This is a genomic window from Ruegeria sp. BG11 (genome assembly GCF_056538565.1).
Genome location: NZ_JBQFTH010000003.1, coordinates 177061 through 204010 on the forward strand (window position 1 = coordinate 177061; position 26950 = coordinate 204010).

The window sequence follows — 26950 nt, forward strand, 5'->3', positions numbered from 1 at the left end:
CCCTTCGTATTTATGCCGGAACTGCGGCTGGAGCATCCGTTCTGGGACGCTCGGACTTCGGATCATAGGCCGCTTCGCCCAGGATACGCCCCTTGCGTGGGCAGCCGGCGATCACAACCTCGACCTCAGTGCCAGGGACATTCACATGCGGCTTGACGAAAGCAAAGGCGAGGATCTTGCCGACGCTATGACCATAGGCAACCGAAGCCGTCGCGCCTACGACCTTGCCGTCGATGCGGATTGCCTCACCCCCATGACCATCTTCGATGCCGTCCGGCTCGATTTCCAGATAGGCGCAGATCCAAGGCATTTGACCGACTTGGGCCTGTTCGGCGCTGGCGCGGGTGGCCTCAACCCCCAGATAATCTTTGTCTAGCTTGAAGAATCGGCCCACATTCGCCTCGGGCAGCGTCACCTCATTGGTCAGCTCACCAGCACCAGGAAAGGCTTTCTCCATCCGCAGACTGTTCATCGCGAACGAGCCGTAGTTCTCGATTCCGAATGCCTCTCCCGCGGCCCAGAGCGCGTTGTAGACGTCAACGCAAGCTTCATCCGACATATGGAATTCCCAGCCCAATTCACCCGCATACGACATGCGGAAGGCCCAGACCTTGTGCCCAGCGATGGTGATTTCCTGCGCCGACAGCCACCGGAAACCGGCATTGGACAGGTCGGCATTGGTGCATTTGGCCAGCACCTCGCGGGATTTTGGCCCGTTCAGGGACAAAGCCGACCAATCTTCGGAGAGCGTTTTGACGAAGACGGTCTCTCCCGCGAGGTTCTGGTTCAGGTGATCGACAAGGCGTTGCTCGAAGAACGCTGCGCAGACCAGATAATAGCGATCCTCGGCCATGCGCACGATCGTGGTCTCAAGCTCAATCCTCCCTCTGCGATTCAAAAAGTGCGTCAGCGTGATCGAGCCATCTTTTTGCGGCATCTTGTTCGCGGTCAGGCGATCCAGCAGCGCATGGGCATCTGGTCCCGAGACTTCGACCTTGGTGAAGGCGGTCACGTCCATGATCCCTACGCGCTCGCGCACGGCCTGACATTCCAGTGCAACCATGTCGAAGACCTCGTTGCGGCGGAACGAGTAGTGGTCGCGCTGTTCCACGCCATTTCTGGCGAACCAACGGGGGCGTTCGTGGCCGAAGACCTCCTCATAAACCGCGCCTTTTTCCTTGAGGATCTCATATAGCGGAGACGGCTTGATCGGACGTCCCTCAAGACGGTTGAAATGCGGAAAGGGGATCTCGTGACGCAGCTTATAATCTTCATGCGCCTTAACAACCTGCCAGTCTTTCTTGGCGTAGCTGCCAAAGCGGCGCGGGTCATAGTCGCGCATGTTGATATCGGCGGCACCGTGAACCATCCATTTCGCAAGTTCGCGAGTCAGACCCGGACCCCAGCCGATGCCGATCTGAGTACCGCAGCAGCACCAATAGTTCTTAACGCCCGGTGCAGGACCAACCATCGGGTTGCCATCGGGCGGGTGGCTGATTGCGCCGTGCACTTCGCGGGTGATGCCCAACTCGGCAAAGATCGGCATCCGCTCCAGCGAGTTTTCAAGCCAAGGCATCACGCGGTCATAGTCGGCCTCAAACAGCCAGTTCTCGTACTCCCAAGGGCATTCATCGTGCCAGACAGAGTTCGAGTTCTCTTTCTCATAAATCCCGATCAGGCCCTTTTTCTGCTCCATCCGGATATAGCCCGACACCATCTTGTCATCGCGGATCACCGGCAGTTCTGTTTCCAGATCCTGAAATTCGGGCACGTTTTCGGTGACAAAATAATGGTGCGTCATTGAGGTCATGGGCAACTGCAGATCGGACCATTCGCCCATCTGCCGCGCATACGTGCCACCCGCGTTGACCACATGTTCGCAGGTGATCGTGCCCTGTTCGGTCTCGACCACCCATTCGCCTGAATCGTTCTGCGTGATGTTGGTTGCGCGGCAATGGCGGAAGATCTTCACACCTTTCTGCCGCGCCCCCGCCGCCATGGCCATGGTCACGTTCGAAGGGTCAACATGGCCATCATCCGGCGTGTACAGCGCGCCTAAGACTCCATCGAGATTGTAGAACGGGTGCTTTTCGGCAATAAACTTGGGCCCCACCAGCTCAATTTTGAAGCCAAGGGCGCGACCGACGGACAGCGTGTGGCGCAGCCAGTCCATCTCATCCTCGGTATAGGCCAGCCGGAACGAGCCGCAACCGTGCCACGTGACGGCCTGACCAGTCTCTTCTTCCAGCGTTTTCGAATAGAGGCCGATATTGTAGTCGACCATCTTGCCCAGCCCGTAGGAGCTTGTGGAATGAGTGATCTGGCCCGCCGCGTGCCAGGTCGAGCCGCTGGTCAGCTCGGCCTTTTCCAGCTGGATGGTCTCGTCCCCCCATCCTTCGTGGCCAAGGTGGTAGGCTAGGCCACAGCCCATGACCCCGCCGCCAACAATGACGACCTTTGCGCGTTCGGGCAGTTCTTTCTTGGACATCGCAGGATTCCTGTTCCAGAGTCGCAAATTTCTGTGGATTTGATAATCAAACAAATGTACCACGGTCAACACATAACGACACAAATGAACGCTACCCAAGGCAAGCCCCTCGGTTTCCAAGTTGAGGATCCATCATGACCAAGCCGCTCACCCACTCGCTCGAGGCCCGCTACTACACCGATCCCGCCGTCTTCGAAGATGAGATGAACGGGCTGCTGGCGCGGACGTGGCAATTCGCAGGACACGCGGCTGATATCCCGAATGTTGGCGACTATTTCGCCTTTCAGATTGCCGGGCAGAACCTGTTTGCCATTCGCGGCAGGGATGAGGTGGTACGCACCTTCTACAACGTGTGCCAACACCGCGCGCATGAGATGGTGACTGGAACCGGCAACACTCGCGTTGTGGTCTGCCCATATCATCAATGGACGTATGAACTAACGGGCGGGCTGCGCGCAGGGCCCAACATCAAATCGGTCCCCGGCTTTGAACGGGAAAAAATTTGCCTGACCGAAGTTCGGACCGAGATTTTTCTGGGCTTCATCTTCGTCAATCTGGACAAGGATGCTGCCCCAATGGACGATTGGTATCCCGGCGTGCGCAAAGAAATTGCGGAATTTGTTCCCCAGATTGATGACCTCGCGCCGCTGGAATGGGTCGAAATTCCGGAAAATTGCAACTGGAAGGTCTCGGTCGAAAACTACTCGGAATGCTATCACTGCCCATCGAACCACCCGACCTTTGCCGAGGGCGTTGTGAAGCCGGAAACCTATGACATCCGGCCAGACGAAAAAGGCGGCTACGTGTTGCGCCACACGACCGAGTGTCAAGCGCTGGACAAAATGACCTATCCGATCGACCTGTCGGTGCCCCATGCTGGCGACTATCAATCGTGGTTCCTCTGGCCCATGTTCTCATTCCAGTGCTACCCGGGGAATGTGCTGAACACCTATCACTGGCGGGCCGAAACCGTGGACACATGCACCGTCTGGCGGGGCTGGTATACGGAAGGCGGCCATGAAAGCGATGTGATCCGGGGGCTGGCTGTACAGGATCGCGAGACCACCGTGGCCGAGGATATTCGCTTGGTCGAATCCGTGTATCGCGGCCTCAAGTCCAAGGGCTATGTGCCCGGCCCACTGGTTCTGGACCCCAAATGCGGCGTGATGAGCGAACATTCCATCGCCCGGCTTCAGCAATGGATGCGGGACGGCGTGGACACCCCCGCCTGACCTGAAACGCTTTTGGATTCCGTACGGTAGAACTTGCCACTACGCAGGTTGACCTGCGACTCATTGCTTTTGAATTTGGATATAAAGGCAAGTCCCATCTGGCAGGAGACCCGTCTGCCGGATTGGCTGACCAATAGTCAACGGGTCGCATAATCACGAGGAAGACCTATGGATGACACCCTGTTCGAAACCGGGCTGAAGCAACGCAAATCGACCCTGGGCGCAGAATATGTAGAAAAGAACCTTGCGGCGGCCGATGACTTTACCCGCCCGTTTCAGGAGGCGATGACCGCTTGGTGTTGGGGGTTCGGTTGGGGCGACGACACGATTGACGCCAAGACGCGCTCGATGATGAACCTTGCCATGCTGGGTGCGTTGGGCAAGATGCATGAATGGGAAATCCACTGTAACGGCGCCCTGAACAACGGCGTCACCAAAGAGGAAATCCAGTCGATCATTCACGTGGTCGGAATCTATTGCGGTGTTCCTCAATCGCTGGAGTGTTTCCGCGTGGCGCGCAAGGTGCTGGAGGAACGGGATCTACTATGACGCCCGCTTTGAAACAGCGATCAGAGGTGTCGGTTCCCGCAACAGGCACCAGAGCAATCCCGCTGGACCAGACGTCTTTGGCACAACCGCGCGTGGGGACGTTTCGATATGAGACCATGTTGAAAACAAACAGTAATTCCCGGCAGGGTCACCAAATAGATTTTGCGCGCCTTCGCGCCCAATTTCGCGGCTCTGCCCCCGGTTTTTACAGCGCCGCAGCACAATTTGTTTCGCTGTTTCACTATCTTGGGTCTATTGTCTCAGGTATCGGTCCGACAAAAAGTCGGGCCACATAAAAAAATGATCATCACAACAGGGAGAACATAAACCAATGATCAAAAAGTATCTGCTCTCAACGGCCTGCGCCGGTCTTGCCGCGTTTTCGGCATCACAAGCAGCGGCTGCGGATGAAATCACCGTCGCCTATTTCCTCGAATGGCCGATGCCGTTCCAATACGCCAAGGCCAATGGCACCTATGAAGAAGAGATGGGCGTCAAGATCAACTGGGTGTCCTTCGACACCGGGACCGCGATGTCGGCTGCCATGGCATCCGGTGACGTTCAGATCGCAGTAAGCCAAGGCGTTCCGCCCTTCGTTGTGGCCACATCAGCTGGTCAGGACCTGCAGGCCGTCGACGTTGCGGTTAGCTATTCGGACAATGACAACTGCGTCGTGGCCGAAGCGCTGGAAATCGACAAAACCAACGCCGGAGAGTTGAACGGCAAGAAAGTCGGTGTGCCGATCGGCACGGCCGCACACTATGGGTTCCTGTCGCAGATGGCCCATTTCGGTGTGGATACCAGCTCGCTCGAGATCGTCGACATGGCACCCGCCGATGGCGCGGCAGCCTTTGCTCAGGGCAACCTGGACATGGTCTGCGGCTGGGGCGGCGCGCTGCGTCGTATGACTGAACATGGCAACGTATTGCTGACCGGCGCTGAGAAGGAAGAGCTTGGCATTCTGGTGTTCGACGTCACAAGCGCACCAACCGCGTTCATCGAGGAAGAGCCGGAACTGCTGTCGAAGTTCCTCAAAGTGACTGCTGACGCAAACGCGCAGTGGAACGCAGGTGAGTCCAAGGACGAGATGCTGGCCGTGATCGCAAAGGATGCAGGTATGGACCTGGCCGATGCCGAGGCAACCATCGCGACCTTCACCTTCCCCTCCGCCGAAGAGCAGCTGTCTGACAAATGGCTGGGTGGTGGCGCGCATGAGTTCATGGGTGGCGTTGCCAACGTCTTTGTGGATGCGGGCAGCATCGACTCGGCGCTGGACTCCTATGAGGGCGCTGTGAACAGCGCGCCGCTGGCGGCCGCGTCCAACTAATACAACATACATATTCCGGGGGCCGGTCATCCGGCTGGCCTTCGGAAACAACAGCAGGAAGGAAACGGAATGCCTGAACTGGACATCATTGATTTGTCCATGCGCTTTGACTTGCCCAACGGTACCTCTGTGCAAGCCCTTCAGGACGTCACGCTCAGCCTTAAAGAAGGTGAGTTGGTCTCGGTCCTCGGGCCCTCGGGATGCGGCAAGACAACGTTGCTGAACATCGTCGCGGGCTTCCTTGCGCCCACCTCGGGCCGGGTCGAGCTAAATGGCCACGTGGTCGAAGGGCCAGACGCGGAACGCGGTATGGTGTTTCAGAAAGGCGCCTTGTTCGAATGGATGAACGTGCGCGAAAATGTGGAATTCGGCCCGCGCATGAAGGGCATGCCCAAGGAAGAGCGCGATAAGATCTCGGACCATCTTCTTGAGGTCGTCGGCCTTCAGGACTTCAAGGAAAAGGCCGTCTATGAGCTGTCGGGCGGTATGCAGCAGCGCGTGGCCCTGGCACGGTGTCTGGCGAATGAGCCTGACGTCATCCTGATGGATGAACCTTTGGGCGCGTTGGACGCGCTAACTCGGGAAAAGATGCAGGGGCTGGTCCTGAAACTCTGGAAAGAGACCGGCAAGACCATCATCCTGATCACCCACTCGGTCGAGGAGGCCCTGTTGCTAGGCGAGCGCCTGATCGTGATGGCCCCGCGTCCGGGGCGAATTCACAAGGAATACAACCTGCCTTTCGCGGAACGCGGCGTGAACGCCGACCTTCGCGATGTCAAAAAGTCCGAAGGTTTCGCCGAAACCCGAGATGAAATCCTATCGATGATCTGGGAAATGGAAGAAGAAATCATGGGCCGGACGGAGCAAGCATCATGATCGTACTTCTGTTTTATATCGGCCTGTTCGGCGGTGCATTTTTGATCGTTCACCTGCTGCGCAAGGGTCTTCAAAGCCGTCAGGACTTTACCAGCCTGAAAACTGTGACCTTTGGCGATGAAAGCGCTGTGCGGGCAGATCGCGCAGCCTCCATCATCTCGATTCTGGTTATCTTCGTGATCTGGGCGGCATTCACAGGATCAAAACTGATCCCGCTGCACGTTCCGGGGCCGTTTGTGGGGGAAACCCAATTCACCTACACGGTCGAGAATGCGGACGGCACGACCGATGACGCAACAGTCTTCATCCGCGTCCCTCCGTTCGGAGAAGACGCCGAAGATTTCGAGGTTGACCCCGGTACGGGCTTCGCCAAAGACGATGCATTTGCTGCGCCAACAGGGCGGTCCTCGACCATCTTGTTTGACAAGAACGACGACGCCAAACGCGCAGATGGCGCAAAGATCATCGCGATCAATGGCAATCCGATCGGTCCTGACGCAAAAGTCAATGTTGGCGACGGCACTGTATCGCTGACCGGTAAGGGCGCCATCAGCTTTACGCCAGCACAGGGTTTGCAAATGAACCCGATCTGGCTTCCTGCGCCGGAAACGGTCGTTGCGCGTTTCTTCGAGATCGCCAATGAAGGCTATCAGAACTTCTCGCTCTGGCAGCACTTGGGTTGGTCGTTGTTGCGAGTCATCGCAGGCTTCATCGCCGGAGCCATCGTGGGAATTCCGCTGGGTTATGCGATGGGCTTGTCGGGCTGGTTCCGCGGTTGGTTCGACCCAATTGTCGAGTTCATGCGACCTGTCCCACCACTGGCGCTGATCCCTCTGGTCATAATCTGGTTCGGCATCTGGGAGACCGGCAAGATCGTTCTGCTGTTCCTTGCCGCCCTTTGGATCATGACCATTGCCGCCCGTGCGGGGGTTTCGGGGGTGAATATCTCCAAGATCCACGCGGCCTATTCGCTTGGCGCGTCCAAATGGCAGATCATGCGTCACGTGATCGTCCCGAACTCTCTGCCCGAGATCTTCACGGGTGCGCGGGTCGCGATGGGCGTCTGCTGGGGCACGGTTGTTGCGGCTGAACTGGTCGCGGCGCAGAAAGGGGCTGGTATGATGATCATCGCGGCCTCGAAGTTCCAGCTGACCGACATCGTGATCATGGGCATCGTCCTGATTGGCATTATCGGCTACGGCATCGATATCCTGATGCGCAAGGCCGAGAACGTGCTGGTCCCATGGAAGGGTCGTAGCTGACCTAAGATACCAAAAACACCGGCAGATTGACCCGCTCGTCGATCTGCCGGTTTTTCTGTCCAAGCGTTTCTCTCGCCAATTACACAAGTTAGCGCGCAGATTGAAACCAACTGGCAACTGACGGTTGCAGCCCCTAGACTTGGCCTCGAACCTGACTGTCCGCATCGCAGCGCCAGTCACTATAGGCCGCCGTGGAGCTTCAATGCGTGTCACCGTTGGGATCGCTGTGTCAATGCTCGTCGCTTTATCCATCGGCGTGTCGACCTTCATCGTGCATTCCCTGTGGTGGACTACGGCGCGGGACAACAGTCAGATGCTGGCCGCCGAGATCAACAGCCAGATATCGAACACGGTCCGGATTGAGGTCGGCCTGACCCTCAGATCCGCCGAGGCTGCTTGGGCCGCTGTCCGGACGATCTTCATTCAAAACGTGATAGAGACACGTCAGGCCGACAAGCGGGAATTTGTGTTCCTGTCTCAGCTGCAATCTCAGCCAAATATTTCGTGGATCACCTTTGGCTGGCCCGATGGTAATTTCTTCGCAGCCCACCGGCTGGGGGATAGCGGGCTTGAGATGATCGAGATCGACGAGAACATTCACGACAGGAAACTGCGCAGAGACCGCTATATCTTCATCCCCGGCGATATCCAATTCGAAGAACGCAGCTTTGCCGAGACAGACTACGACCCGCGCGAACACCCGTGGTATGACAACTTCATCGATCGCGACACACCGGATTGGATCGAAGTACGTGATCTGCCAAACAGCGACAAGACGGTGTTTGCCTATTCCGGCCCAATCGACGTACGCCGCCAGCGGCAAGGCGTGCTGTCGGTTGCCATTGATACCGACCGCCTGTCCCGCTTTCTGGGGTCCCTGCGCCCCGGTGAGTTTGGCGCAGCCTTTATCCTCAGCGCAGACGGCAAAGTCATTGCCGTACCCGACCCCAACGCGGATGAAATCACCCCTGCCCGCATGGGCGAGGGCGAGCTGTACGAAGTGGCGAAACTCTCGGGCCAGAAACTGCTGGCCGAGGCAGACGGTGTTGTGTCGGGCACCCTGACAAAACGGGTCGTGTACGACGACGTGGCCTATGCGGTCGCTTTGACTCCGCTGGGATTCTATGGCTGGCGTGTGGCGACCGTCATCCCGGAGTCGGCCTTTCTGTCAGGGATCGACCGGACGCTGATAAATCTGGTCTACATCCTGCTGGGCGTGGTGGCTTTGGCCACAATAGCCGCAATCTGGCTGGTGCGCCGGGTCGTTGCCAACCCGCTGTCACGCGTCGCCGAAGACCTCAGCCGGATTGAGCGGTTTGATGTTGAGCAGGTCTCACGTCGTCCCTCACGTTTGGTTGAGCTTGAGAACCTCTCGGCTGCGACGGCGAGCATGGCGGCCGGGCTGTCTGCCTTTCGGAAATACGTGCCGACCGATCTGGTGAAAATGCTGGTCGCCGCAGGCGTGAAGTCACAACCCGGCGGCGAGACCAAACAGATCTCGGTCCTGTTCTGCGATGTGTCTGGCTTTACCGGTCTGGCCGAGAAACACGGCCCAAAGGTCGTAGAACTGATGGAGCCGTTCTTCAATGCGGCCTCCTCAACGATTGAACGCCATGACGGTACCCTCGACAAGTTCATCGGCGACGCGGTGATGGCCTTCTGGGGGGCGCCGAGGCAGAATCCGAACCACGCGGAACACGCCTGTCGCGCCGCGTTGGAGTTGGTGGAAGACATTGAGAACTCGGCCCTGCAAAGCCAGTCGGACGAGGCCTTTCATGTACGCATTGGCTTGAACAGCGGTGAAGCGCTGGTTGGCAATATCGGGTCCGAGCATCGCTTGAACTACACCGCAATTGGCGACGTGGTGAACGTCGCCAGCCGGTTGGAAGGCGTCAACAAAACCTACGGCACTGCAATCCTGATCGGCCCCGAAACCCGGCGCGAAGCGGGCAATGCGATCATTGCCCGTGAATTGGACACGATGGAGATCGCGGGCCGCACCGAGGAATTGGTCGTCTTTGAACTGATCGCAATGGCCGGCGACACGCCTGAACCGCCCGCCTGGATCGCTGCCTACGAATCTGGCCTGACGCATTTCCGGGCCGGGTGTTTTGCCCAGGCCATCGATGCGTTCAAATCTGCCGACACTCTACGCGGTGGCGACCCGGCATCAGTGGTGATGATCGAACGGGCACAGGCCGCGCTTTGATAAACCGCATCATGAGGCCTGTCGTTTAAGGCCCTGAATGACGACCCCGCAGGATTGAATAAGCTTGTCCAACTCTGCGCTATAATTCTCGGCGCCGCTGCGCAAAAGCCCCTCGACCGATTGTGCCTTGGCGGCCAATTCCGTCTCTCCAAAACTGGAGACGCTACCATAAACACGGTGAACGAGAAACTCGATCCGGTCCCTGTCACCCTGCCCCTGCGCTTTCTTAAGCTCGACATAACAATCTTCGAGCGACTCTCGGAATGTCAGGAAAACCTGATCCAACTCTTCATTGCTCAGGAATTTCCTCAGGCGTTCTTTGGTGTCATCGGTGTTTGGAATGTACGATATCTCAGGCGACGGCTGCCCGAGTGAGGCCCGCATGGCACCATATAGCACCCGCTCATCCAGAGGTTTGGAGACAACTGCGTCAAAGCCAGCGTTCGTGTATTCATCCAGATCTTCGGGCATCACATTGGCCGTCACTGCAATCGTCGTGATCGATTTGTCTAGTCCCGCTTCCTTTGCAATCTGTTTTAGGTCTCGCGCCAATTGAACGCCTGTCGTGTCGGGCAGTCGGATATCGGTCAGAATGCAATCGGTGTCATCTGGACGGAAATGGGCGATTGCCTCCTTGCCGTTGGCCGCTGCGGTGACCGTGTGGCCATCCCTCTCCAGCAGGCTTTTGAGGATTTCCATGCTGGTCGGGTCGTCCTCTATGATCAGAACATTTTGCTTCGTCCCGACCGTGGCTGCAAAACCCGCCATTTCAGATTGCGGGCTTGGGGCCGGGGCCGCGTGGAAAGGCACTTCGACCCGGAATACTGTCCCCTCGCCTAGATTGCTTTTGACTGACACCTGCCCATTCAGCGTTGAGACAAGCCCGCGCACAATCGAAAGCCCCAGCCCGGTTCCGCCTGTTTTGCGCGAGTCGATGTTCGAGGCCTGCGTGAAGGGTTCAAAGATATCCTTGACTTGGTCCTCGGGCACACCAATCCCGGTATCGCTGACCGTAAAGGCCACCGACTGCTTTGATTGCTCAAAAGACAACGTGACCGAGCCTTCATTGGTGAACTTCACCGCGTTGCCTAGAAGGTTCAGCAGGATGTGCCGCAGGTGGCCGCTATTGCCGCTGAGATAAACGCCATCGTCAAACTGCGGGATGATCAACTGTACGTTCTTCGACCGAGCCAGCGGGCGCAAGACGGCCTCGAGGTCTTGCAGAACTTCGGACAGGTTGAAGGTGCGGAATTCGCGATCTTCGGGCTTTTCCTCAAGACGCGCGATGTTGAGGACATCGTCGATGAGATTTCGCATCGCAAGGCTCGAGCGTTCAATCTCATCCAGTCTCTGGTCCAGAGATTCAGGGTCCTGCGGGGTCAATTTGATCAGGCGGATATTGCCCACGATGCCATTCAGCGGCGTGCGCAGCTCATGACTTGCGGTTGCCAGAAACTGGGATTTCGCCTCGTTCGCCTTTTCCGCATCGTTGCGCGCCTTTTCCAGATAGACGCTCTGCACAAAATTCGCCCGCAGTGTGCGTTCGGAAAAGAACTTGGCATAAAGACCAATCAGAACAGTGGAGGCCAGAACGAAGGAGGGGCCGATCCAGGTATCCATCCCGATGCTCAAGCTCGTTTTGTCGAACACCAGATAGTACGAGACCGGCACAAACAGCAAAAGCTGCAACGCTGCCGAGTGGGAAAAGACAAAGGGAAGGAACACGGTGCCCGCAAGGCTAATCAGCGCAAAGCGATACAGAAAATCCTTGGATTCATGGTCCCCTGAGAAAGCAAAGGCGGCCCAGATGGCCAGATACATCATCGACCAGCCGGTGGAGATGATCACGGGCAAAGTGCGCGCAGGAAGTTTGTGAGAGAAAAAGAAAAGTCCAAAAATAAAAGAGATGATGAACAGCCGCGCGCCCCAAACGGCCAGATCCTGACCCGAGAAGCTGCGGGAATGGAGAACAAAAACTTCAAGAAAAGCAAAGACGACGTAGAAAGACGCGCCAAACAGAAGAGCTGTTCGGAATTGCCCGCGTGTGGATTCGAAGTACCAATCGCGGTACTGGGCCTCGAACTTCTTGTCCAGAAAGTTCTGGGTGACCGCGTTGATCGGCTCATCATATATGAAGGCGCGGGGTTTCACTGTCGCGTCACCCCGAGGCGATAGCCGACGCCGTGGACCGTCACGATAATCTTGGGACCATCGCTGCCATCCGACAGCTTCCTGCGGATCTTGGCAACCAGAGCGTCAATTGTTCGCTCTCCGACGTCATGATCCGGCGACAGGGCGACCGCATCCAGCAGCACCGAGCGGGACAGCACCCGACCGTTCGCGTTGACGATGGCCATCAGCACGTCGAACTCGGCCCGTGTGACGGGTATGACCTCATGCTGGGCGTTCCAGACCTGTCGACTGTCCAGATCAATCTCGATCTCTCCCAGCCGGACTTTGGTATCTTGACGGGGCATCTGAGCCTGGGGGTTTGTACGTCTGAGCACTGCGTTGATCCGGGACAAAAGCTCATCCGGGTCGAACGGCTTTGTCAGATAGTCGTCACCCCCGATGTCCAACCCGCTGATCTTGTCGCTCGCGCTATTGCGGGACGACACGAAGATGATCGGCGGATGTGCCGATTTCGCCCGCATCGAACGCGCAAGCACCAGACCGTCTTCATCCGGCAATCCGAGGTCCAGCAGCGCGATATCCACGGATTGGGACGCAAGCGTCGCGCGCGCATCCGCAACATTGGACGCCTGAAGAACATTGTAATGCGGTCGGAGGAGCGCGGACGTCAGAGCAAGCAATGACGGGTCGTCCTCTACCAACAATACGTTCAGCTTCTTCAACTCTGCGGTCCTACATGTCTGTTTCTAAACACAGCTTGGCACGTGTGAGTGTTTTCGTCCAAACCATCCCCACACTCTTTTTGGAATATGTTCAGCCACGGACACAAGCCTAGCGTGCGCGACAACCCGGCCTGTTAACATCTGGTTAACATCTGCATAGCGGTTTGGTGACAATTTGATTTTAATCTCTGTTTCAACGTCCCGATTTGTTGGTGCAGTTATGTTGAATACATCTTTTGAAATTATTGAGCCCATCGACGATCCCGAACTGTCTGAACTTCCAGCGCCATGCAACAAGCACAGCACTCTGGCAGTCGTTGATATGGAGAGCAACGAACCGGCGGTCGTAAAAACCTTCCCGGTTCGCCCGACGATCATCCACCCTCAGCCAAGCGCATTGATCGACCAAACGTTCGAGGACAACATCGCCGAATGCGAAGCTGATGGTGAAAACAAAAGCCTGTTGGTCACAATCATGATGACCGATGTAGTGAACTCGACCGAGATCATCGCGCGTCTGGGCGATGCAGAGTGGCGCGATGTCATGGATGCTCTGGATACGGCAGCGCTTGAAACCGTTGCAGAACACGAAGGCACACTTGTGAAACTGATGGGCGACGGCATGCTGGCGATCTTTCCTCGCCCCAGTGCCGCCATCGCCTGCGCCAAGGCCTTTCGGGTCACAGCAGACGCGCTTGGCCTAAAGCTTCGGGCCGGTATTCATTGTGGAGAGTGTCTGCGCACCACCAACGATGTGACCGGTATCGCGATCGCAATCGCGGCCCGTGTTCTCAGCCTGACACCCGGTGGGCAGACATGGGTTTCCAGCACCGTGCGCGATCTGGTTTTGGGTCTGGGGCTGGAGTTTCAGGAAATTGGACCCAAACAGCTGAAAGGCCTGAGTGACGATTGGGTTCTGTATCAACTGGAGGGTGACGCCGAGACGTAGTCGCCGCCTCCATAGGGTTTCTTGCCTCCCACCGGCTTGAGGGGGAACCGGGTATCCGATCAGATCGGAACTGCGGTTCGCAGGTTAGGCATGAGGTAAAGAAAGTGGTGCGCGGGTGAACGGCTTTTTTGGGTACTAGAGTGGTTTTTTATTGGTCCCGTTCACCCAGCGCAGCACAGTCCATAAAGGCCATGATTTTGCCTGCAGCGCCGTCTTGAGCGGCGTGAACACGATCATCATGACAATGCCCAGCGAGAACAGACACCAAATCGCAGGCATTTCCGTCGGGCTATCTGTTGAGGCCCATGCCAGCGTCGGCCCGATCAGCAGTTGAAACCCCGCCACTTTCCACGCGCCCAGCGCAGCGGGCAGAAGGAACATCACCGTAAAATAGACCGGGAAATTCAGATCATATTGCTGCCCGAAAATCGTGGCAGGCAGGCTTTCACCCAGATCGTTCAGTGGCAGATGCCAGCCTAAGTGCCAGCTTTCCGCCTTCACACACAGATGATCGCTGCACAAAAGACGCCCCGGTCGGCACGGGCCTGCCCACTCGAACGGATAAATTTGCAGCAACAGATACGCTCCGGTCACTGCGCCGAGACCGAAGACCACGGGCGCTATCATACCGCGCACATCCTTTGGGATAAAATACAAGGCTAGAATGCCGGTAAACAATGGCTGAAAGGCGATATGTATATAGGCCAGAAACGCCGCGACCTGGTTTTGGGGCAATGCACATTGCCCCTCGACGGAATAAGAATAACCCTGCAGCACCTCAATCGCGGTGAAATACACCAGCGGAGACCAGAGCAACGGGCTCTCGCCTTGTCGTATGGCTTTGACGGTGGCGATCACCCCGACGGCAGCAATGGTATAGGACGCTGGCCCGCTCCAACACATTGTTATATCAATCCTTCAAACCACTCGTCTCGGGATCAGTATGCATTCGGTCAGCCCTCAAGAAAGCCTTTTTTCGGTCGACGACATTCTTGAGGATTTCGCGCGGTTCGACTTTCCCCTGAAAGACATCTGGCTCAGCGCGGCACGGTTTCATTTCCAGAGTCTCGACCCTGAAATCTGCGCCCTGCCCCCCGGCGCGCGCGCGCTGGAGATCGGCTGCGGGGCAGGTATCCTACTAACCATGCTGCGCCAACGGAACCCAAACATCGCACTGGACGCCATCGAGCCTTTCGCCGAAGGCTTCGCACCGATGGAGCATGTTCTGGATCACGCCGCCAAACTGGGTGGAGACATTCAACGCAGCACCTATGAGGCCTTCACCCCCTCGCAACCCTATGACCTGATCTACATGGTCAACGTGCTGGAGCATTTGCCGGATTGGCGGCATTTCCTGGATACTCTGCCGCGTTTTCTGGCCCCACAGGGCCGCTGCCTGGTCCTCTGCCCCAACTACGGCTTCCCGTATGAGCCACATTTCAACATCCCCGCGCTTTGCTCAAAGACCCTGACAGAGCGACTGTTTCGAAAGCGGATTACATGGGTCGAGGACACCTACGAAGTTCATGGGTTGTGGAACAGCCTCAACTTCGTTCGTCTTGCCCAGATCAAACGTCACCTAAAAAGGTCAAGCCTGCGCGTGCGCGTGCGGTCTGAGATCACCGACCGCATGATCGACAGATTCAACGATGATCCGGTATTTCAGGAACATATCGGCGTGTTCAACGCGATCGGGCGCGGGGCTAAAAAACTGGGCCTCACGCAGGTGGTCCGCGTTTGGCCATTCGAAAACATACAGCCCTATATGTTTCTGGAGCTGTCCCAAACCGACGCCTGAACCGTGAACCGCAACGCATTTGGCGGAAATCCAAAGCCGTGCTAACGATTGGGGAAGCCAAGCAATTTCATAGTCTCAATCAATTTCAGTGACGGTAATGAGTTCGATCAAGGTTCCGAGGGAATTCACAAAACCAGAAGACAGGATGGCCTTCAAAGCGCTGGCGATCAGCGCGGGCGTCGTCGCTGCAGGGCTTGCTATCCCTGCCCTTTTTCCCGGAGCATGGCTTTCCCTGACCTTAGGTTCGTTTCTGTTTGGAGCCGGTATACTTAGGCTCTACTCCATTCAGCATGATTGTGGGCACTACAGCTTTTTCACAAACCGCACGTGGAATGATCTGCTTGGAAACCTCCTGTGCCTCTTTTCCGGGATCGCGCATAGCGTTCTGAGGTATAATCACAACCTGCATCACCAACACTTGGGCAATCTGGATCACCGGGACGCCCACGAGGTCTATGTTATGACCCGGCGCGAGTACGAAGCCGCGCCCCTGTCCAAGAAACTGTTCTACCGTGCCTACCGGCACCCTATCACCTTGTTCCTGATAGGTCCGGTCTTGATCTACTTCGTCCAATACCGCTGGCCCCGAAACACACGACGCGTCAGCGTCCGGGATGTACTGCTGCAGAATATCGCCATGTTCACCTTCTGGGGCCTGATCATTACATTTCTTGGCTGGTGGAGTTTTTACGCCCTGATCCTTGGAAGCCTTCTTGCAGGCAGTTTCGGAATATTTGTAGTCTATGTCGGGCACAACTTCGAAGAAACCTATTGGCGGCAGTCGGGCGACAAAACTGCCCATGCAGCCGCTCTGCACGGGGCGAGTTCGCTCCGACTAGGACCGGTTGTGGATTTTGTTCTGCTGAATTTCGGTTTCCATGACCTGCATCACCTGAACGCCAAGATCCCCTGCTATCACCTCAAGACCTGCAACGCCTCAATCGCGCAGAACTGGAACAGCGCGGCAATCGACATCCGAGACGCGCTCAGTTGCCTGAAATGGAGACTGTGGGACGAGGATACCAATCGGATGATCCCCTTCCCAAATAGTCTGCGCCATGATCTCAGTCTGGACTGGCGCGGCCCTGCACCTTCGGCGGAGCTTTAGACCTGGCGCTACTGTGACGGCAGGCCGCTGTCGGGCATGGTGAAATCGTCCGGCAGGATCACGATATCCTTGGGGTCGACTGTCAGCCTCATCGACGTGGGCGAGGTCACCTCGACCACATTATGGAAATGGGCGTCATAGTCTTCGGGCAGAAGCATGCGATCGTCCCGGTCCCTCGGGTCCGCGCGCAACCAGGTATCGAACCCGGTCAAATCGTCAAATTCATCCGCGAAATAGTCATGCAAGCGCCGGAAGAGCTTGGGCCAGATTGCCAGATCCTGATAATTCGCAGGGGTTACTTCGAAGTCTTGCCCGGGGGCCGACGCATCATCGGGATACAGACCATTTCCAGTCGCACGGGCCTGATCCGCAATCCCTCCGAGATGCTGCGCAAGAGAGATCGGCAGCGTCAGGTAGAACAGCGGATAGGACTGACCCGCCTCCAGGCTGCGCGCGTTGAAGCTCTGATCCACGCGCTCTGGCATCAGTTTGAACACCTCGCCGTCCGGTTCGGGCGCATCACCCGCGTAGACAAAGGCCACAATCCGGCCGTGACCGTCCAGACCATTGGTCAGGATGTAACCGCGAACCGGGTTGTTTTCGACCTGCTTTACCTTGTTGGGCTTGTCCTCCCAGAACACCACGTCTCCGAACCCGGCCCAATCCAACAGAAAATCGCGCGACGCCTCCGCAAGGGGTTTGTTCTGATGCGCGCTGCGGAAATGGGTTTCGAGCGCATCCAGCCCTTCAAAGCGCAGATTGATCATCGCACGCCCATTGAAGCCGGGCCGGGGCTGGCCCGAACGCCAAAGGTCCTGAACAAGCGACGGGTCATCTGGTTTGAATTTCAGAGTATCACCGTCAGGTTCCGGGCCCTGCTTTGGAATGTCGGGATAGAAAATATGAAACTCGCCCTTAATCAGCTTATAGGCCATTGCGCCCTCCGTAATTCATCAATCAACAATGATCGGATGGTGACGGCTGAGCGTAACAGTTTCAAGTCAAAGCGACCCCAGAGCGTTGGTGCACTAACCGCGCGGCAGGGCCATCACCTTGTCACGTGCCAGTGTACTCGCCTCGGCCCGATTCAGCGATAGCAACGTTTCTTCCGTCGTAAGACCTTTGGCCAGCGCTTTGACCCAAATCCGGCGTGCCGAGACGGGCGACCATGGCAGGGCAGCTTCGGACAACCACTGACGCAGAGGGGCGGGCAGGCTGTCAAAGACGGCCATGGAATCGCCCGCGCGCTTCCTGCGCCGCAAGCTGCTTTGCCCCAGATTTCCGGTCATGCGGCCTCGTCCGGTTCTGTGATCGGATCCAATACCAGAACAAGCCGGGTCTCGCCGGTGCCTTCGATCGGAGGGGAACGGTGCAAAAGGCCTGATCGCGGTGTTTCTGGCCAACGCGTCCCGCGCAACAGGATCGGAGACCCGGTTTGCACCGTAAAAACACGTTGCGGCTCAGCGCCATCGCGCGAAATGCCGTATTGCGTGCCGGTGCCGCGATAGGTGCAGACCAGTCGCGCCGTGATGGCGTCGATATGGAACTTGCGGCAGGCGTTGGTCGTGACAACATCCAGCCGCAACCGCAAATACCGGGCCGAGACGAGGTCTGAGAACACCTCTGCCAGTAAGGCGATATCCGCCTTCAGCCAATCCCGCTCAGGGCATGTTGGCAAACCGGACATGTCGCAGAGATGGCCGACCGTTTCGGCCAGTTTGCCCAACGGAAGGATCACCCTCCCCTTCGGCAGGTCTTCGGGATCAAGATCGTTCAGCCAGCTTTGAACACTGGGCGGAGTTTGACGCCGCCAAAGTGCCGCGGCACAGCCAGGATTGAGAAAGGCGCTCAGCGCCTCGGCCGTATCCGCAACGCCGACCCCAACGGCCGCACCGATTACGGTTTGGCGTACAACGCTCATGCTGCTGCCTCAGCCCGACGCCAGATCGGGAACGGGTCGGGATAGTCCGGCAAATTGTCGGGACCCAAACCCGCAACGGCGGGCACAAGACAGGCATCCAATCGCGCCCTGAGGGTCGGCCAGTCGATCCCTGCCCCGATGAACACGATCTCTTGCCGGCGGTCTCCCCGTGGTTCTTGCCAATGGGCCTGCATATAGGCACGGGCACTGTCATGGGTCGGTCGGCGTTCTTCCGGAACTGAAGCCCACCAAGTGCCCAAAGGCTGCACGCTAGAGAGCGCTCCGGCCAGCGAAAACTCAGCCACCCAATCGGGACGCGTCGAAATCCAGAAATGCCCCTTGGCCCGGATCACACCCGGCAGATCGCCGTTCAGAACCTCAAGGATACGCTCGGGCACGAAGGGCAGACGCGCCCGGTAGACATAAGACGCAACACCATATTCTTCAGTCTCCGGCACGTGGTCAGCAAATCCATACAACTCCTTGGCCCACATCGGATGCTCATGGGCTTTTTCGAAGTCAAACAGACCGGTATCGAGGATTTTCTCAGCCGCCACAGCGGAGTGATTGACTTCTACGATCTCGGCATCCGCATTAAGGCTGCGGATGATCTTGCGGGCCGCGTCGACCTTTTCCGGCCCGGCATCGCTGACCTTGTTCAGGACCACGACATCGGCGAACTCGATCTGATCGGTCAGCAAATGGACGAGGGTGCGTTCGTCTTCCTCGCCCATGGTCTCACCGCGATCCTGCAGGAAGTCATGCGAGGAGAAATCCCCGAGCAGGTTTACCGCATCGACAACCGTCACCATCGTGTCCAGACGCGCCGCATCGGACAGGCTTTCACCATACTCATCGCGGAAATCGAAGGTCGCAGCCACCGGCAGAGGCTCGGAAATACCCGTTGATTCAATCAGCAGATAGTCAAAGCGCCCCTCGGCCGCCAGTCGGCGGACCTCATCCAGAAGGTCATTACGCAGGGTGCAGCAGATACAGCCGTTCGACATTTCAACCAGCGTTTCGTCCGTGCGGCTCAGTTCGGTATCGGCGCGCACGAGGTCGGCGTCGATATTCACCTCGGACATATCGTTCACGATCACCGCGACACGGCGACCTTCGCGGTTGTTGAGAACTCGGTTCAGCAAGGTGGTCTTGCCAGCCCCAAGAAATCCGGAAAGCACCGTGACGGGAAGGCGCGTATCTGACATATGAGTCTCCATAGCTCTGGATGCGGTTCTTGTAACTTTCATAGTTACTAGATTAATGCAACAGCCAAAGTTACGTTGCCAGCAGGTTAGGAGAACCCCGTCATATGAAGCGCAATAGCCGCCTGTCACTTGCCCTGCATACGCTCAGCCACATGGCCGGAGAGCCGGACCGTGTGCGCACCTCAACCGAAATTGCCGACCATGCCGGAACCAACCCGGTTGTTGTGCGTCGTGTTTTGGGAAAATTGCGCTCCGCCGGTCTGCTGACGTCTGAGAAAGGTCATGCAGGCGGATGGCGTCTGGCCCGCATGTCGAGCGACATCACGCTAGCCGATGTCTACCTTGCGCTGGACGAGCGCCTTGTCGCCAGCAGCAGTGAAGACGAGGCGCCAACCTGTTCTGTCGAACACGCCTTGCAAAAACGTGTGCGCGGCGTTCTGGAAGAGATTGAGCAAAGCCTAGTGGAAAGACTATCAGAGACTTCGATCAAAGAGGTCTGAGACAGGCCCCTACCTAGGTGTCTAGGCCTCTCTCGTTATGCAAGAGCGGGCAATCGGCGGTGTGAAGAATACCGTAATCCAGCGCGGTGCCGAGAAACCCTTCACGGTTTCAGGCACATCGGGCCGTATTAGCGTCAATGGGTACCGCGCGGGACAAAGAAGGGCTCGATCAGAAGGGTCTCACTGGCCTTAGCCGGTTCAGCCAGACGTTTTTCCAGCAAGGTGATCACATGTTCGACCGACTGGTCGATCGGATTGTTGATTGTGCTGAGATTGAAAGCGGGCCAACCGGCCATTTCAATATCGTCAAAGCCCACAATCGAGAGTGTTTCGGGCACGTCCACGCCCAGCTCCCGCGCGGCGGTCAACGCTCCTATCGCGCTGGCATCGTTGGCACAGATCAGCGCATCAAGGCTGTTTTCCCGCAGCAGTTTCTGCGCTGCGTCGTATCCAGCCCCAACCGTGAAATCTCCGACGTCTTCCGCGATCAGGGACAATCCTGCCGCCGCCAAAGTGCTGACTACCCCGGCCCTCCGATCATCTGACGATCCGAACTCGGCAGCGCCCGCAATGAACCCGAACCGCGTGCGGCCCTTGTCCAACAGAACGCGGGTCGCGATGGTCATCCCGTCAGCATTCTTACAGCACACATTGTCGATCCCAGCCGCATCAACAATCCGCCCGGATGAGATCATGGGGACCCCGAATTTGCTGCATTGCTCCACAAGCGCGCCGGGCATGCTGCCCCCGCGCAGAATCAGAGCATCCAGCGGATAGCGCAAAACCTGATCCATAGCTGATTCAGCGCTCTCGCCGCTGCCATCAATCAGAATCGGCCACTTGTTCAGAGCGTTCAACTGCCGGACCAACCGGTTTACAAACTCTGAGTCGTAGGTGCTCCGCTTGTTGCCTACAAAGACCGCTACGAGGTGCGATCGCCCCCCCTTCAACCCTGCCGCCAACGCGTTAGGTTGATACCCCATACGGTCAGCCATATGCATGATTTTTAAACGTTTTTCAGCATCAAGGTAAGCGCCGGGCGTAAACGCACGGGACACGGCCGAGCGGGACACGCCCGCCGCATCAGCAACCGCCTGCGCCGTAACGCGGCGCGGTCTGTCCAGTTGTTTTTTGCTGTCATCAACCACGCCTAAGCTGTCCATCTTTTTTGTCGAATTTGTCAATATTGCTAGAAATCTTTCATCGAACTGTCATACGTTAACAGTATGTGGTCACGTGTGCAGTTTGCGGACGTATTCCACTGATGCGGGTCGGAGGCTGCGCGCGAAAAACGCCGCAGGGGAGCCTGCATGAAAACTGGCACATAATGCCAACGGTCTTTTTGCTGCAAAGGGCCGACACCGAACCGGAGGATCGAAATGAACAATCTGAAGTTTTGCGCAACAGCTGCCGCGCTCGCGTTCACCGCGACCGCAGCTTTTGCAGAAACCGAAATCACTTGGTGGCATGCCCATGGCGGGCAGCTGGGTGAAACCGTCAACAAGGTTGCCGAGAAATTCAACGAGTCGCAGGACGAATACACAATCACTCCGATCTACAAGGGCAGCTACGAAGAAACGTTGACCGCCGGGATCGCTGCCTTCCGCGCGGGCGAGCAGCCCAACATCATGCAGGTGTTTGACGCCGGCGCCGCCACCGTGATCGCGGCCAAAGGCGCGACCGTTCCGGTTCAGGACCTGCTGGCTGAAAACGGTGTCGAATTCGACATCAATGACTACATTGCCGGTGTGCGTTATTTCTATGCCGACAGCGATGGCAAGATGATCGGTATGCCGTTCAACTCGTCGACCCCGATCTTGTACTACAATGTAGACGCTCTAGAAGCTGCGGGCGTGACCCCCCCGAAGACTTGGGAAGAGTTCCAGTCGACCACCGCTCCGGCGCTGAAAGAGGCAGGCTATATCCCGCTCAGCCAGTCGCACCTGCCCTGGATCTTCACCGAGAACTTCATGTCGCGCCACAACCTGCCGTTTGCGACCAACAACAACGGCTATGACGGCATGGACACCGAGATCCTGGTCAACAACGACGCGATCAAGGCGCACTTCACCGCCGTGACCGAGTGGAAAGACAACGGTATGTTCGAATGGTATGGCACCGGTTGGGGTGACAACGCAAAACCGTTCGAAGAAGGAAAAGTTGCCATGTGGCTGGGTTCGTCCGGTTCCTTCGGTGGCCTGCTGCAGAAAGACCTGGGCTTTGAATTCAGCGCGGTTGAGTTGCCCTATTGGGAAGCCGTCACAGCTGAGCCAACCCAAACCTTCATCGGTGGCGCAGCGCTGTTCGCGATGTCGGGTAAATCGGACGAGGAAAACAAGGCAACTGCCGAGTTCTTCCGCTTCCTGACCGCGCCTGAGACCCAGTATTTCTGGCACCAGGAAACCGGTTATGTCCCGATCACCGAGGCCGCTTATGAAGCCGCCAAGGCAGACGGTCACTATGACCGCTATCCTGCCGCCGAAGTTGGTGTGAACCAGCTGCAAGCCAAGGCCGGTGACAACACCAAAGGCTACCGCATGGGCTTCTACGTTCAGATCCGCGACATCATGAACCGCGAGTATGGCCGTATCCTGACCGGTGAGACCGATGTGGAAAGCGCCTTCCAGAACATCGAAGCCGAAGCCAACGAATTGCTGGCACGCTTCGCCAAGACTCAGGGCTAAGGTTCTGGGATCACCCCCAAGATGGTCGCGCCTTTGGGCGCGGCCATCCCCCATTTTGCAACTGGACTAACAATGAAACGCGCGGGCTTCGACACTATCTGGCTTCCTGTGGCGCTGCTGCTTCCGCAGCTCATGATCATCGCCATTTTCTTCTACTGGCCCGCTGGATGGGCGCTGCAATCGTCGTTCTTTCTGCAGGACCCGTTCGGGTTCGGTTCGACTTTTGTTGGGGCGGACAACTACACCTCATTGCTGGGCAATGATCAGTACAAACGCATCGCGTGGTTTACGGTTGTCTTCTCCATTCTCGTCACCTTCTTTTCACTGGCCATCGCGCTGTTGCTGGCGGTCAAGGCCGACAAGGTGATCCGAGGGGCGAGATCCTATCGCACCCTGCTGATGTGGGTCTACGCGATTGCGCCGCCCGTCGCGGGCTTTCTGGGCATTCTGTTCTTTGATCAAAGTACCGGCCCCATGACCAAGTTCTTCGGACTGTTCGGCTGGGAATTCAAGCTGGGCGTTGACTACAACGCCACCGCAACGGCAATGATCATCGTCGCGGTGTGGAAACAGATCCCGGTCAATTTTATCTTCTTCCTTTCGGGCCTGCAATCCATCCCTCGTTCAGTTCGCGAGGCGGCCATGATCGACAACCGCTCGTCCACGCGGCGGTTCTGGGACGTGACCTTTCCTCTGCTGGCGCCGACCGCGTTTTTCTTGCTGATCATCAACATTACTTATGCCCTGTTCGACACATTCGGCATCATCGACGCACTGATGAAGGGTGAACCGGGTAACAACCCGATGACCCTTGTCTACAAGGTGTATCTGGATGGCTTCCGCGGCAACGACCTTGGCGGATCATCCGCGCAATCCGTTGTGTTGATGGCCCTTGTTCTGATCCTGACCGTCTTCCAGTTCCGGCTGGTGGAACGCCGGATTCACTATACCTGAGGGAGGATATCATGGCCGACACCACACTCGACACACCCGCCGTGACCCGCAAAACCCGCAGAATCCGCTGGGAAACGATCGCAGATCACTTTGTCCTCATCCTTGGGTCCTTGCTGATGATCCTGCCGCCTCTGCTGGCGCTGACGACAGCCAGCCACGATGCGGTCACCATCCACCGCGAAGGCATCCAACTGGGCCTTGGTGACGACCTGGGCAAGAACTTCAACGCCGCCATGTTTGAAAAAGGCGGGTTCACACAGACCGTTGACGGCACCTTGATGCTGATGAACTCGTTCATTCTGGGCATCGGCTTTGCCGTGGGCAAGATCATCATCTCGATGATGGCCGCCTATGCCATCGTCTATTTCCGTCTGCGCTTTGCAACGCTGGCCTTCTGGGTGATCTTCACCACCCTGTTGCTGCCGCTTGAGGTCCGCATCCTGCCTTCCTACGAGGCGATCCAGAAACTGGGCCTGACCAACACCTATACCGGTCTGATCGTTCCCCTGATCGCATCTGCCACAGGCACGTTCTTCTTCCGGCAGTTCTTTATGTCCGTCCCCGAAGAATTGGCCGAGGCTGCCCGGATCGACGGCGCAGGGCCGTGGAAATTCTTCATCGACATCCTCGTCCCGCTCAGCCGCACGATGATTGCCGCGATCTTCATCATCATGTTTGTCTTTGGCTGGAACCAGTACCTGTGGCCGACGCTGATCACGACGGATGAAAGCTTCTTCACGCTGGTCCGTGGGATCAAACAGATCGTGCTGACCTACACCGACAGTCAAATCCCCGAGCATGGACAAGCGTTGGCGCTGGCCATTGTTGCGATGATCCCGCCGGTGGCGATCGTCATCTTCTTCCAGAATTGGTTCGTCAAGGGCCTCACAGAATCCGACAAATAAGGAATACGCGCATGGCTCAGGTAACATTAGAGGGCATCCGCAAGGTCTATCCTAACGGCTTCAAGGCCGTTCAGACCACTAGCTTCACCATTCAGGACGGCGAGTTTGTCGTTCTGGTCGGTCCTTCGGGCTGCGGCAAATCCACGTTGCTGCGGATGATCGCGGGGCTCGAGGATATCACCGAAGGTACGCTTAAAATTGGCAACCGGGTGGTCAATGATGTGGATCCGGCAGATCGGGACATCGCGATGGTGTTCCAGAACTACGCGCTCTACCCGCATATGACGGTGCGTAAAAATATTGGATATGGCCTGAAGAACCGCGGCACGCCCGCGTCCGAGATTGCAGCCAAGGTCGAAGACGCCGCCAAAATGCTGAACCTGACCGAATATCTGGACCGCAAACCTGCGCAATTGTCCGGTGGTCAACGCCAGCGCGTCGCCATGGGCCGTGCCGTCGTGCGCGACCCAGCCTTGTTTCTCTTTGATGAACCTCTTTCTAACCTCGATGCAAAGCTGCGCAACCAGATGCGGATCGAGATCAAAGCCCTGCAGCGTCGTCTTGGCACGACGGCAGTTTACGTAACCCACGACCAGGTCGAGGCTATGACGATGGCCGACAGGATCATCGTTTTGAACGCAGGCCGGATTGAGCAGATCGGTACCCCCTCCGAGATCTACCACAATCCGGCATCTACCTTCGTCGCCTCGTTCATGGGTGCCCCACCCATGAACCTGATTGAGGCCGAAGCGTCAGACGGACAGGTGCGCCTCAACGGCTATGACGGGCTGATGCCCGCGCCACAGGCCGTCAGCGGCCCGGTGACAATGGGTGTACGTCCCGAGGATGTCGAACTGGATGAGAACGGATCCGTCTCGTTCCAGGTCGACATCCTCGAAGAACTTGGCGCGCATCGTCTACTGCACGGCACTCTTGCGGATCAGCCATTTACGGTCATGGTCGGTAAGGATCATAGCGTGCACACGGGCGAAACCCGCATCACCCTGAAACATGACGCCCTGCGTCTGTTCGACGTGGAAACGGGAAAAGTCCTTTGATCACACAAACTGTCGCGACTTTGCCCGAGGTCACATCAGACCAGCGGGCTGAAATCATGGCCGCCCCACGCACAACGACGGCGCATCGGTCGCTGATGGCATCTTTGCCAGCAATGAACGCGCTGCAATTGGGCGGCGAGGCCAAAGCGACCCAACTGCCGGCGCAGATCACCGTCGCCGCCTGGAATGTTGAACGTTGCCTGTTCCCCGAAGAAACCGCCGCGCATCTGGACCCGATTGCACCAGATATCGTTCTGCTCTCCGAGGTCGATTGCGGCATGGCCCGCACCGCGCAACGCCACACCACCGAAGAGGTTGCCCGCGTCCTGGGCATGACATACGCCTTTGGCGTCGAGTTTCACGAGCTTGACCTGGGCGGCCCGACCGAGCGCGCCTTTTGCACCGACGATTTCAACACAACCGGCTGGCATGGCAACGCCGTGCTGTCCTCGGTCCCGTTTGAGCGCACGGCTTTGATCCGACTGGACGACCACGGCCACTGGTTCACCCCCGAAAGCGGGGCTGCAGACCCTGAACAACCCCGGGTCGGCGGGCGCATGGCCATTGCCGCCGTGGTGCCAACGGAACGGGGGCCGATCTGCGTAGTCTCCACCCATCTGGAAAGCAATTCCGCCGCTGAACACCGGCAAGTTCAGTTCGAACTTCTGCTAGAGGAGATTGACGCCTTCGCCCCCGACATGCCCGTCTTGATCGGAGGAGATCTGAACACCGGCAACCACCTTCCCCCCGATTTCGACTGGCGCCGCGAAACCTTGTTCGCACTGGCCGAAGATCAGGGCTATTCGTGGGAGTTTACGGCCGAGGGCGACACGACCCGCCCCAGTCTGATCACACCGCACCCGGACCGAAAGATGAAACTGGATTGGCTGGCCGGGCGGGGTTTCACGCCCGTAGACAAGGGCGTGTTGAGTTCAATCTCGGCCACTGGCACACCGCTTTCCGACCACGACTGCGTGTGGACAAAGGCCGATATCTCCGCACTTTCAGACGCATAATCCAATTCCGATCGTAGTCTGACACGCGTCTTCGAGATTTGAAGACATGAG

The 26950-nt window shown here is 57.4% G+C and carries 24 protein-coding genes; 15 read left to right on the top strand and 9 right to left on the bottom strand.

Going from position 1 to position 26950, the window contains the following annotated elements:
* Window positions 1-10 precede the first annotated feature (10 nt).
* On the bottom strand, window positions 11-2488 hold the full coding sequence (locus ACR0JF_RS06895; protein ID WP_480669036.1) for an FAD-dependent oxidoreductase: 2478 nt from the start codon (window positions 2486-2488) through the stop codon (window positions 11-13).
* A 134-nt stretch (window positions 2489-2622) separates the two neighbouring features.
* Here ACR0JF_RS06895 and ACR0JF_RS06900 point away from each other — a divergent pair, with 134 nt between their 5' ends.
* The 6 genes from ACR0JF_RS06900 to ACR0JF_RS06925 all read left to right on the top strand — a co-directional run bounded on the left by ACR0JF_RS06900 (window position 2623) and on the right by ACR0JF_RS06925 (window position 9943).
* A complete protein-coding gene (locus tag ACR0JF_RS06900) occupies window positions 2623-3720 on the top strand; it encodes an aromatic ring-hydroxylating oxygenase subunit alpha (RefSeq protein WP_170659381.1) in 1098 nt (365 codons plus the stop codon).
* Window positions 3721-3888: 168 nt separating this feature from the next.
* Window positions 3889-4269, top strand: a complete 381-nt coding sequence (locus tag ACR0JF_RS06905) for a carboxymuconolactone decarboxylase family protein (protein ID WP_170376962.1) — start codon at window positions 3889-3891, stop codon at window positions 4267-4269.
* Between the two features lie 331 nt (window positions 4270-4600).
* Window positions 4601-5596, top strand: a complete 996-nt coding sequence (locus tag ACR0JF_RS06910; RefSeq protein WP_170376958.1) for an ABC transporter substrate-binding protein — start codon at window positions 4601-4603, stop codon at window positions 5594-5596.
* Between the two features lie 69 nt (window positions 5597-5665).
* Window positions 5666-6472, top strand: coding sequence for a taurine ABC transporter ATP-binding protein (locus tag ACR0JF_RS06915; RefSeq protein ID WP_170376956.1), 807 nt, complete (start codon window positions 5666-5668; stop codon window positions 6470-6472).
* The gene (locus ACR0JF_RS06920; RefSeq protein WP_170376954.1) at window positions 6469-7734 is read left to right on the top strand and encodes an ABC transporter permease; all 1266 of its coding nucleotides are present in this window, start codon (window positions 6469-6471) and stop codon (window positions 7732-7734) included. The genes ACR0JF_RS06915 and ACR0JF_RS06920 overlap by 4 nt, the downstream gene beginning before the upstream one ends.
* A gap of 202 nt (window positions 7735-7936) precedes the next feature.
* Window positions 7937-9943 (top strand): adenylate/guanylate cyclase domain-containing protein, encoded by a 2007-nt coding sequence (locus tag ACR0JF_RS06925; protein ID WP_480669040.1) that lies wholly within the window; start codon window positions 7937-7939, stop codon window positions 9941-9943.
* A 9-nt stretch (window positions 9944-9952) separates the two neighbouring features.
* Here the strand turns inward: ACR0JF_RS06925 and ACR0JF_RS06930 are convergent, their stop codons facing one another.
* On the bottom strand, window positions 9953-12094 hold the full coding sequence (locus tag ACR0JF_RS06930; protein WP_170659382.1) for an ATP-binding protein: 2142 nt from the start codon (window positions 12092-12094) through the stop codon (window positions 9953-9955).
* Window positions 12091-12798, bottom strand: coding sequence for a response regulator transcription factor (locus tag ACR0JF_RS06935; RefSeq protein ID WP_170659383.1), 708 nt, complete (start codon window positions 12796-12798; stop codon window positions 12091-12093). The genes ACR0JF_RS06930 and ACR0JF_RS06935 overlap by 4 nt, the downstream gene beginning before the upstream one ends.
* Before the next feature lie 220 nt (window positions 12799-13018).
* Between ACR0JF_RS06935 and ACR0JF_RS06940 the strand changes: the two genes are divergently transcribed.
* Window positions 13019-13747: an adenylate/guanylate cyclase domain-containing protein gene (locus ACR0JF_RS06940; protein WP_170659384.1), complete on the top strand. Its 729-nt coding sequence runs from the start codon at window positions 13019-13021 to the stop codon at window positions 13745-13747.
* Between the two features lie 135 nt (window positions 13748-13882).
* Here the strand turns inward: ACR0JF_RS06940 and ACR0JF_RS06945 are convergent, their stop codons facing one another.
* Entirely contained in the window at window positions 13883-14650 is a 768-nt protein-coding gene (locus tag ACR0JF_RS06945) for a DUF5765 domain-containing protein (RefSeq protein WP_170376945.1), read from the bottom strand.
* A 40-nt stretch (window positions 14651-14690) separates the two neighbouring features.
* Here ACR0JF_RS06945 and ACR0JF_RS06950 point away from each other — a divergent pair, with 40 nt between their 5' ends.
* Together ACR0JF_RS06950 and ACR0JF_RS06955 are read left to right on the top strand one after the other, a co-directional pair.
* On the top strand, window positions 14691-15545 hold the full coding sequence (locus ACR0JF_RS06950; RefSeq protein WP_170659385.1) for a class I SAM-dependent methyltransferase: 855 nt from the start codon (window positions 14691-14693) through the stop codon (window positions 15543-15545).
* Between the two features lie 145 nt (window positions 15546-15690).
* Window positions 15691-16653, top strand: coding sequence for a fatty acid desaturase (locus ACR0JF_RS06955; protein ID WP_170659386.1), 963 nt, complete (start codon window positions 15691-15693; stop codon window positions 16651-16653).
* An 8-nt stretch (window positions 16654-16661) separates the two neighbouring features.
* Here ACR0JF_RS06955 and ACR0JF_RS06960 read toward each other — a convergent pair whose 3' ends face one another.
* The 4 genes from ACR0JF_RS06960 to ACR0JF_RS06975 form a co-directional block, all read right to left on the bottom strand.
* Window positions 16662-17588, bottom strand: a complete 927-nt coding sequence (locus ACR0JF_RS06960) for a hypothetical protein (RefSeq protein ID WP_170659387.1) — start codon at window positions 17586-17588, stop codon at window positions 16662-16664.
* 93 nt (window positions 17589-17681) lie between these two features.
* The gene (locus tag ACR0JF_RS06965) at window positions 17682-17942 is read right to left on the bottom strand and encodes a DUF6525 family protein (protein ID WP_170472352.1); all 261 of its coding nucleotides are present in this window, start codon (window positions 17940-17942) and stop codon (window positions 17682-17684) included.
* On the bottom strand, window positions 17939-18574 hold the full coding sequence (locus tag ACR0JF_RS06970) for a DUF1826 domain-containing protein (RefSeq protein WP_170659388.1): 636 nt from the start codon (window positions 18572-18574) through the stop codon (window positions 17939-17941). Before ACR0JF_RS06970 ends, ACR0JF_RS06965 begins: the two co-directional genes overlap by 4 nt.
* The gene (locus tag ACR0JF_RS06975; RefSeq protein WP_170659389.1) at window positions 18571-19782 is read right to left on the bottom strand and encodes a CobW family GTP-binding protein; all 1212 of its coding nucleotides are present in this window, start codon (window positions 19780-19782) and stop codon (window positions 18571-18573) included. The genes ACR0JF_RS06970 and ACR0JF_RS06975 overlap by 4 nt, the downstream gene beginning before the upstream one ends.
* 104 nt (window positions 19783-19886) lie before the next feature.
* Here ACR0JF_RS06975 and ACR0JF_RS06980 point away from each other — a divergent pair, with 104 nt between their 5' ends.
* On the top strand, window positions 19887-20282 hold the full coding sequence (locus tag ACR0JF_RS06980) for an Rrf2 family transcriptional regulator (protein WP_170659390.1): 396 nt from the start codon (window positions 19887-19889) through the stop codon (window positions 20280-20282).
* Between the two features lie 134 nt (window positions 20283-20416).
* Here ACR0JF_RS06980 and ACR0JF_RS06985 read toward each other — a convergent pair whose 3' ends face one another.
* Window positions 20417-21430: a LacI family DNA-binding transcriptional regulator gene (locus ACR0JF_RS06985; protein WP_480669045.1), complete on the bottom strand. Its 1014-nt coding sequence runs from the start codon at window positions 21428-21430 to the stop codon at window positions 20417-20419.
* A gap of 231 nt (window positions 21431-21661) precedes the next feature.
* On the opposite strand from ACR0JF_RS06985, the gene ACR0JF_RS06990 reads away from it, so the two are divergent.
* The 5 genes from ACR0JF_RS06990 (at window position 21662) to ACR0JF_RS07010 (ending at window position 26899) form a co-directional block, all read left to right on the top strand.
* Window positions 21662-22966 (top strand): extracellular solute-binding protein, encoded by a 1305-nt coding sequence (locus ACR0JF_RS06990; RefSeq protein ID WP_170376927.1) that lies wholly within the window; start codon window positions 21662-21664, stop codon window positions 22964-22966.
* 72 nt (window positions 22967-23038) lie between these two features.
* Window positions 23039-23920: an ABC transporter permease subunit gene (locus ACR0JF_RS06995; protein ID WP_170376925.1), complete on the top strand. Its 882-nt coding sequence runs from the start codon at window positions 23039-23041 to the stop codon at window positions 23918-23920.
* Window positions 23921-23931: 11 nt separating this feature from the next.
* Entirely contained in the window at window positions 23932-24825 is an 894-nt protein-coding gene (locus ACR0JF_RS07000; RefSeq protein WP_170659392.1) for an ABC transporter permease subunit, read from the top strand.
* Between the two features lie 11 nt (window positions 24826-24836).
* On the top strand, window positions 24837-25883 hold the full coding sequence (locus tag ACR0JF_RS07005) for a sn-glycerol-3-phosphate ABC transporter ATP-binding protein UgpC (protein ID WP_170659393.1): 1047 nt from the start codon (window positions 24837-24839) through the stop codon (window positions 25881-25883).
* Complete coding sequence (locus tag ACR0JF_RS07010) at window positions 25880-26899, top strand: endonuclease/exonuclease/phosphatase family protein (RefSeq protein ID WP_480669049.1); 1020 nt, start codon at window positions 25880-25882, stop codon at window positions 26897-26899. Before ACR0JF_RS07005 ends, ACR0JF_RS07010 begins: the two co-directional genes overlap by 4 nt.
* Window positions 26900-26950: the final 51 nt, after the last annotated feature.

Excerpts from the sequence above, each read along its gene's own strand:
- ACR0JF_RS06960 (WP_170659387.1), bottom strand. The coding sequence starts at position 17,588 with ATGGCCTATAAGCTGATTAAGGGCGAGTTTCATATTTTCTATCCCGAC.
- ACR0JF_RS06945 (WP_170376945.1), bottom strand. The coding sequence starts at position 14,650 with ATGTGTTGGAGCGGGCCAGCGTCCTATACCATTGCTGCCGTCGGGGTG.
- ACR0JF_RS07005 (WP_170659393.1), top strand. The coding sequence starts at position 24,837 with ATGGCTCAGGTAACATTAGAGGGCATCCGCAAGGTCTATCCTAACGGC.
- ACR0JF_RS06980 (WP_170659390.1), top strand. The coding sequence starts at position 19,887 with ATGAAGCGCAATAGCCGCCTGTCACTTGCCCTGCATACGCTCAGCCAC.
- ACR0JF_RS06940 (WP_170659384.1), top strand. The coding sequence starts at position 13,019 with ATGTTGAATACATCTTTTGAAATTATTGAGCCCATCGACGATCCCGAA.
- ACR0JF_RS06995 (WP_170376925.1), top strand. The coding sequence starts at position 23,039 with ATGAAACGCGCGGGCTTCGACACTATCTGGCTTCCTGTGGCGCTGCTG.
- ACR0JF_RS06915 (WP_170376956.1), top strand. The coding sequence starts at position 5,666 with ATGCCTGAACTGGACATCATTGATTTGTCCATGCGCTTTGACTTGCCC.
- ACR0JF_RS06900 (WP_170659381.1), top strand. The coding sequence starts at position 2,623 with ATGACCAAGCCGCTCACCCACTCGCTCGAGGCCCGCTACTACACCGAT.
- ACR0JF_RS06925 (WP_480669040.1), top strand. The coding sequence starts at position 7,937 with ATGCGTGTCACCGTTGGGATCGCTGTGTCAATGCTCGTCGCTTTATCC.
- ACR0JF_RS06910 (WP_170376958.1), top strand. The coding sequence starts at position 4,601 with ATGATCAAAAAGTATCTGCTCTCAACGGCCTGCGCCGGTCTTGCCGCG.
- ACR0JF_RS06970 (WP_170659388.1), bottom strand. The coding sequence starts at position 18,574 with ATGAGCGTTGTACGCCAAACCGTAATCGGTGCGGCCGTTGGGGTCGGC.
- ACR0JF_RS06975 (WP_170659389.1), bottom strand. The coding sequence starts at position 19,782 with ATGTCAGATACGCGCCTTCCCGTCACGGTGCTTTCCGGATTTCTTGGG.
- ACR0JF_RS06895 (WP_480669036.1), bottom strand. The coding sequence starts at position 2,488 with ATGTCCAAGAAAGAACTGCCCGAACGCGCAAAGGTCGTCATTGTTGGC.
- ACR0JF_RS06950 (WP_170659385.1), top strand. The coding sequence starts at position 14,691 with ATGCATTCGGTCAGCCCTCAAGAAAGCCTTTTTTCGGTCGACGACATT.
- ACR0JF_RS06920 (WP_170376954.1), top strand. The coding sequence starts at position 6,469 with ATGATCGTACTTCTGTTTTATATCGGCCTGTTCGGCGGTGCATTTTTG.
- ACR0JF_RS06905 (WP_170376962.1), top strand. The coding sequence starts at position 3,889 with ATGGATGACACCCTGTTCGAAACCGGGCTGAAGCAACGCAAATCGACC.
- ACR0JF_RS07000 (WP_170659392.1), top strand. The coding sequence starts at position 23,932 with ATGGCCGACACCACACTCGACACACCCGCCGTGACCCGCAAAACCCGC.
- ACR0JF_RS06955 (WP_170659386.1), top strand. The coding sequence starts at position 15,691 with ATGGCCTTCAAAGCGCTGGCGATCAGCGCGGGCGTCGTCGCTGCAGGG.
- ACR0JF_RS06965 (WP_170472352.1), bottom strand. The coding sequence starts at position 17,942 with ATGACCGGAAATCTGGGGCAAAGCAGCTTGCGGCGCAGGAAGCGCGCG.
- ACR0JF_RS06990 (WP_170376927.1), top strand. The coding sequence starts at position 21,662 with ATGAACAATCTGAAGTTTTGCGCAACAGCTGCCGCGCTCGCGTTCACC.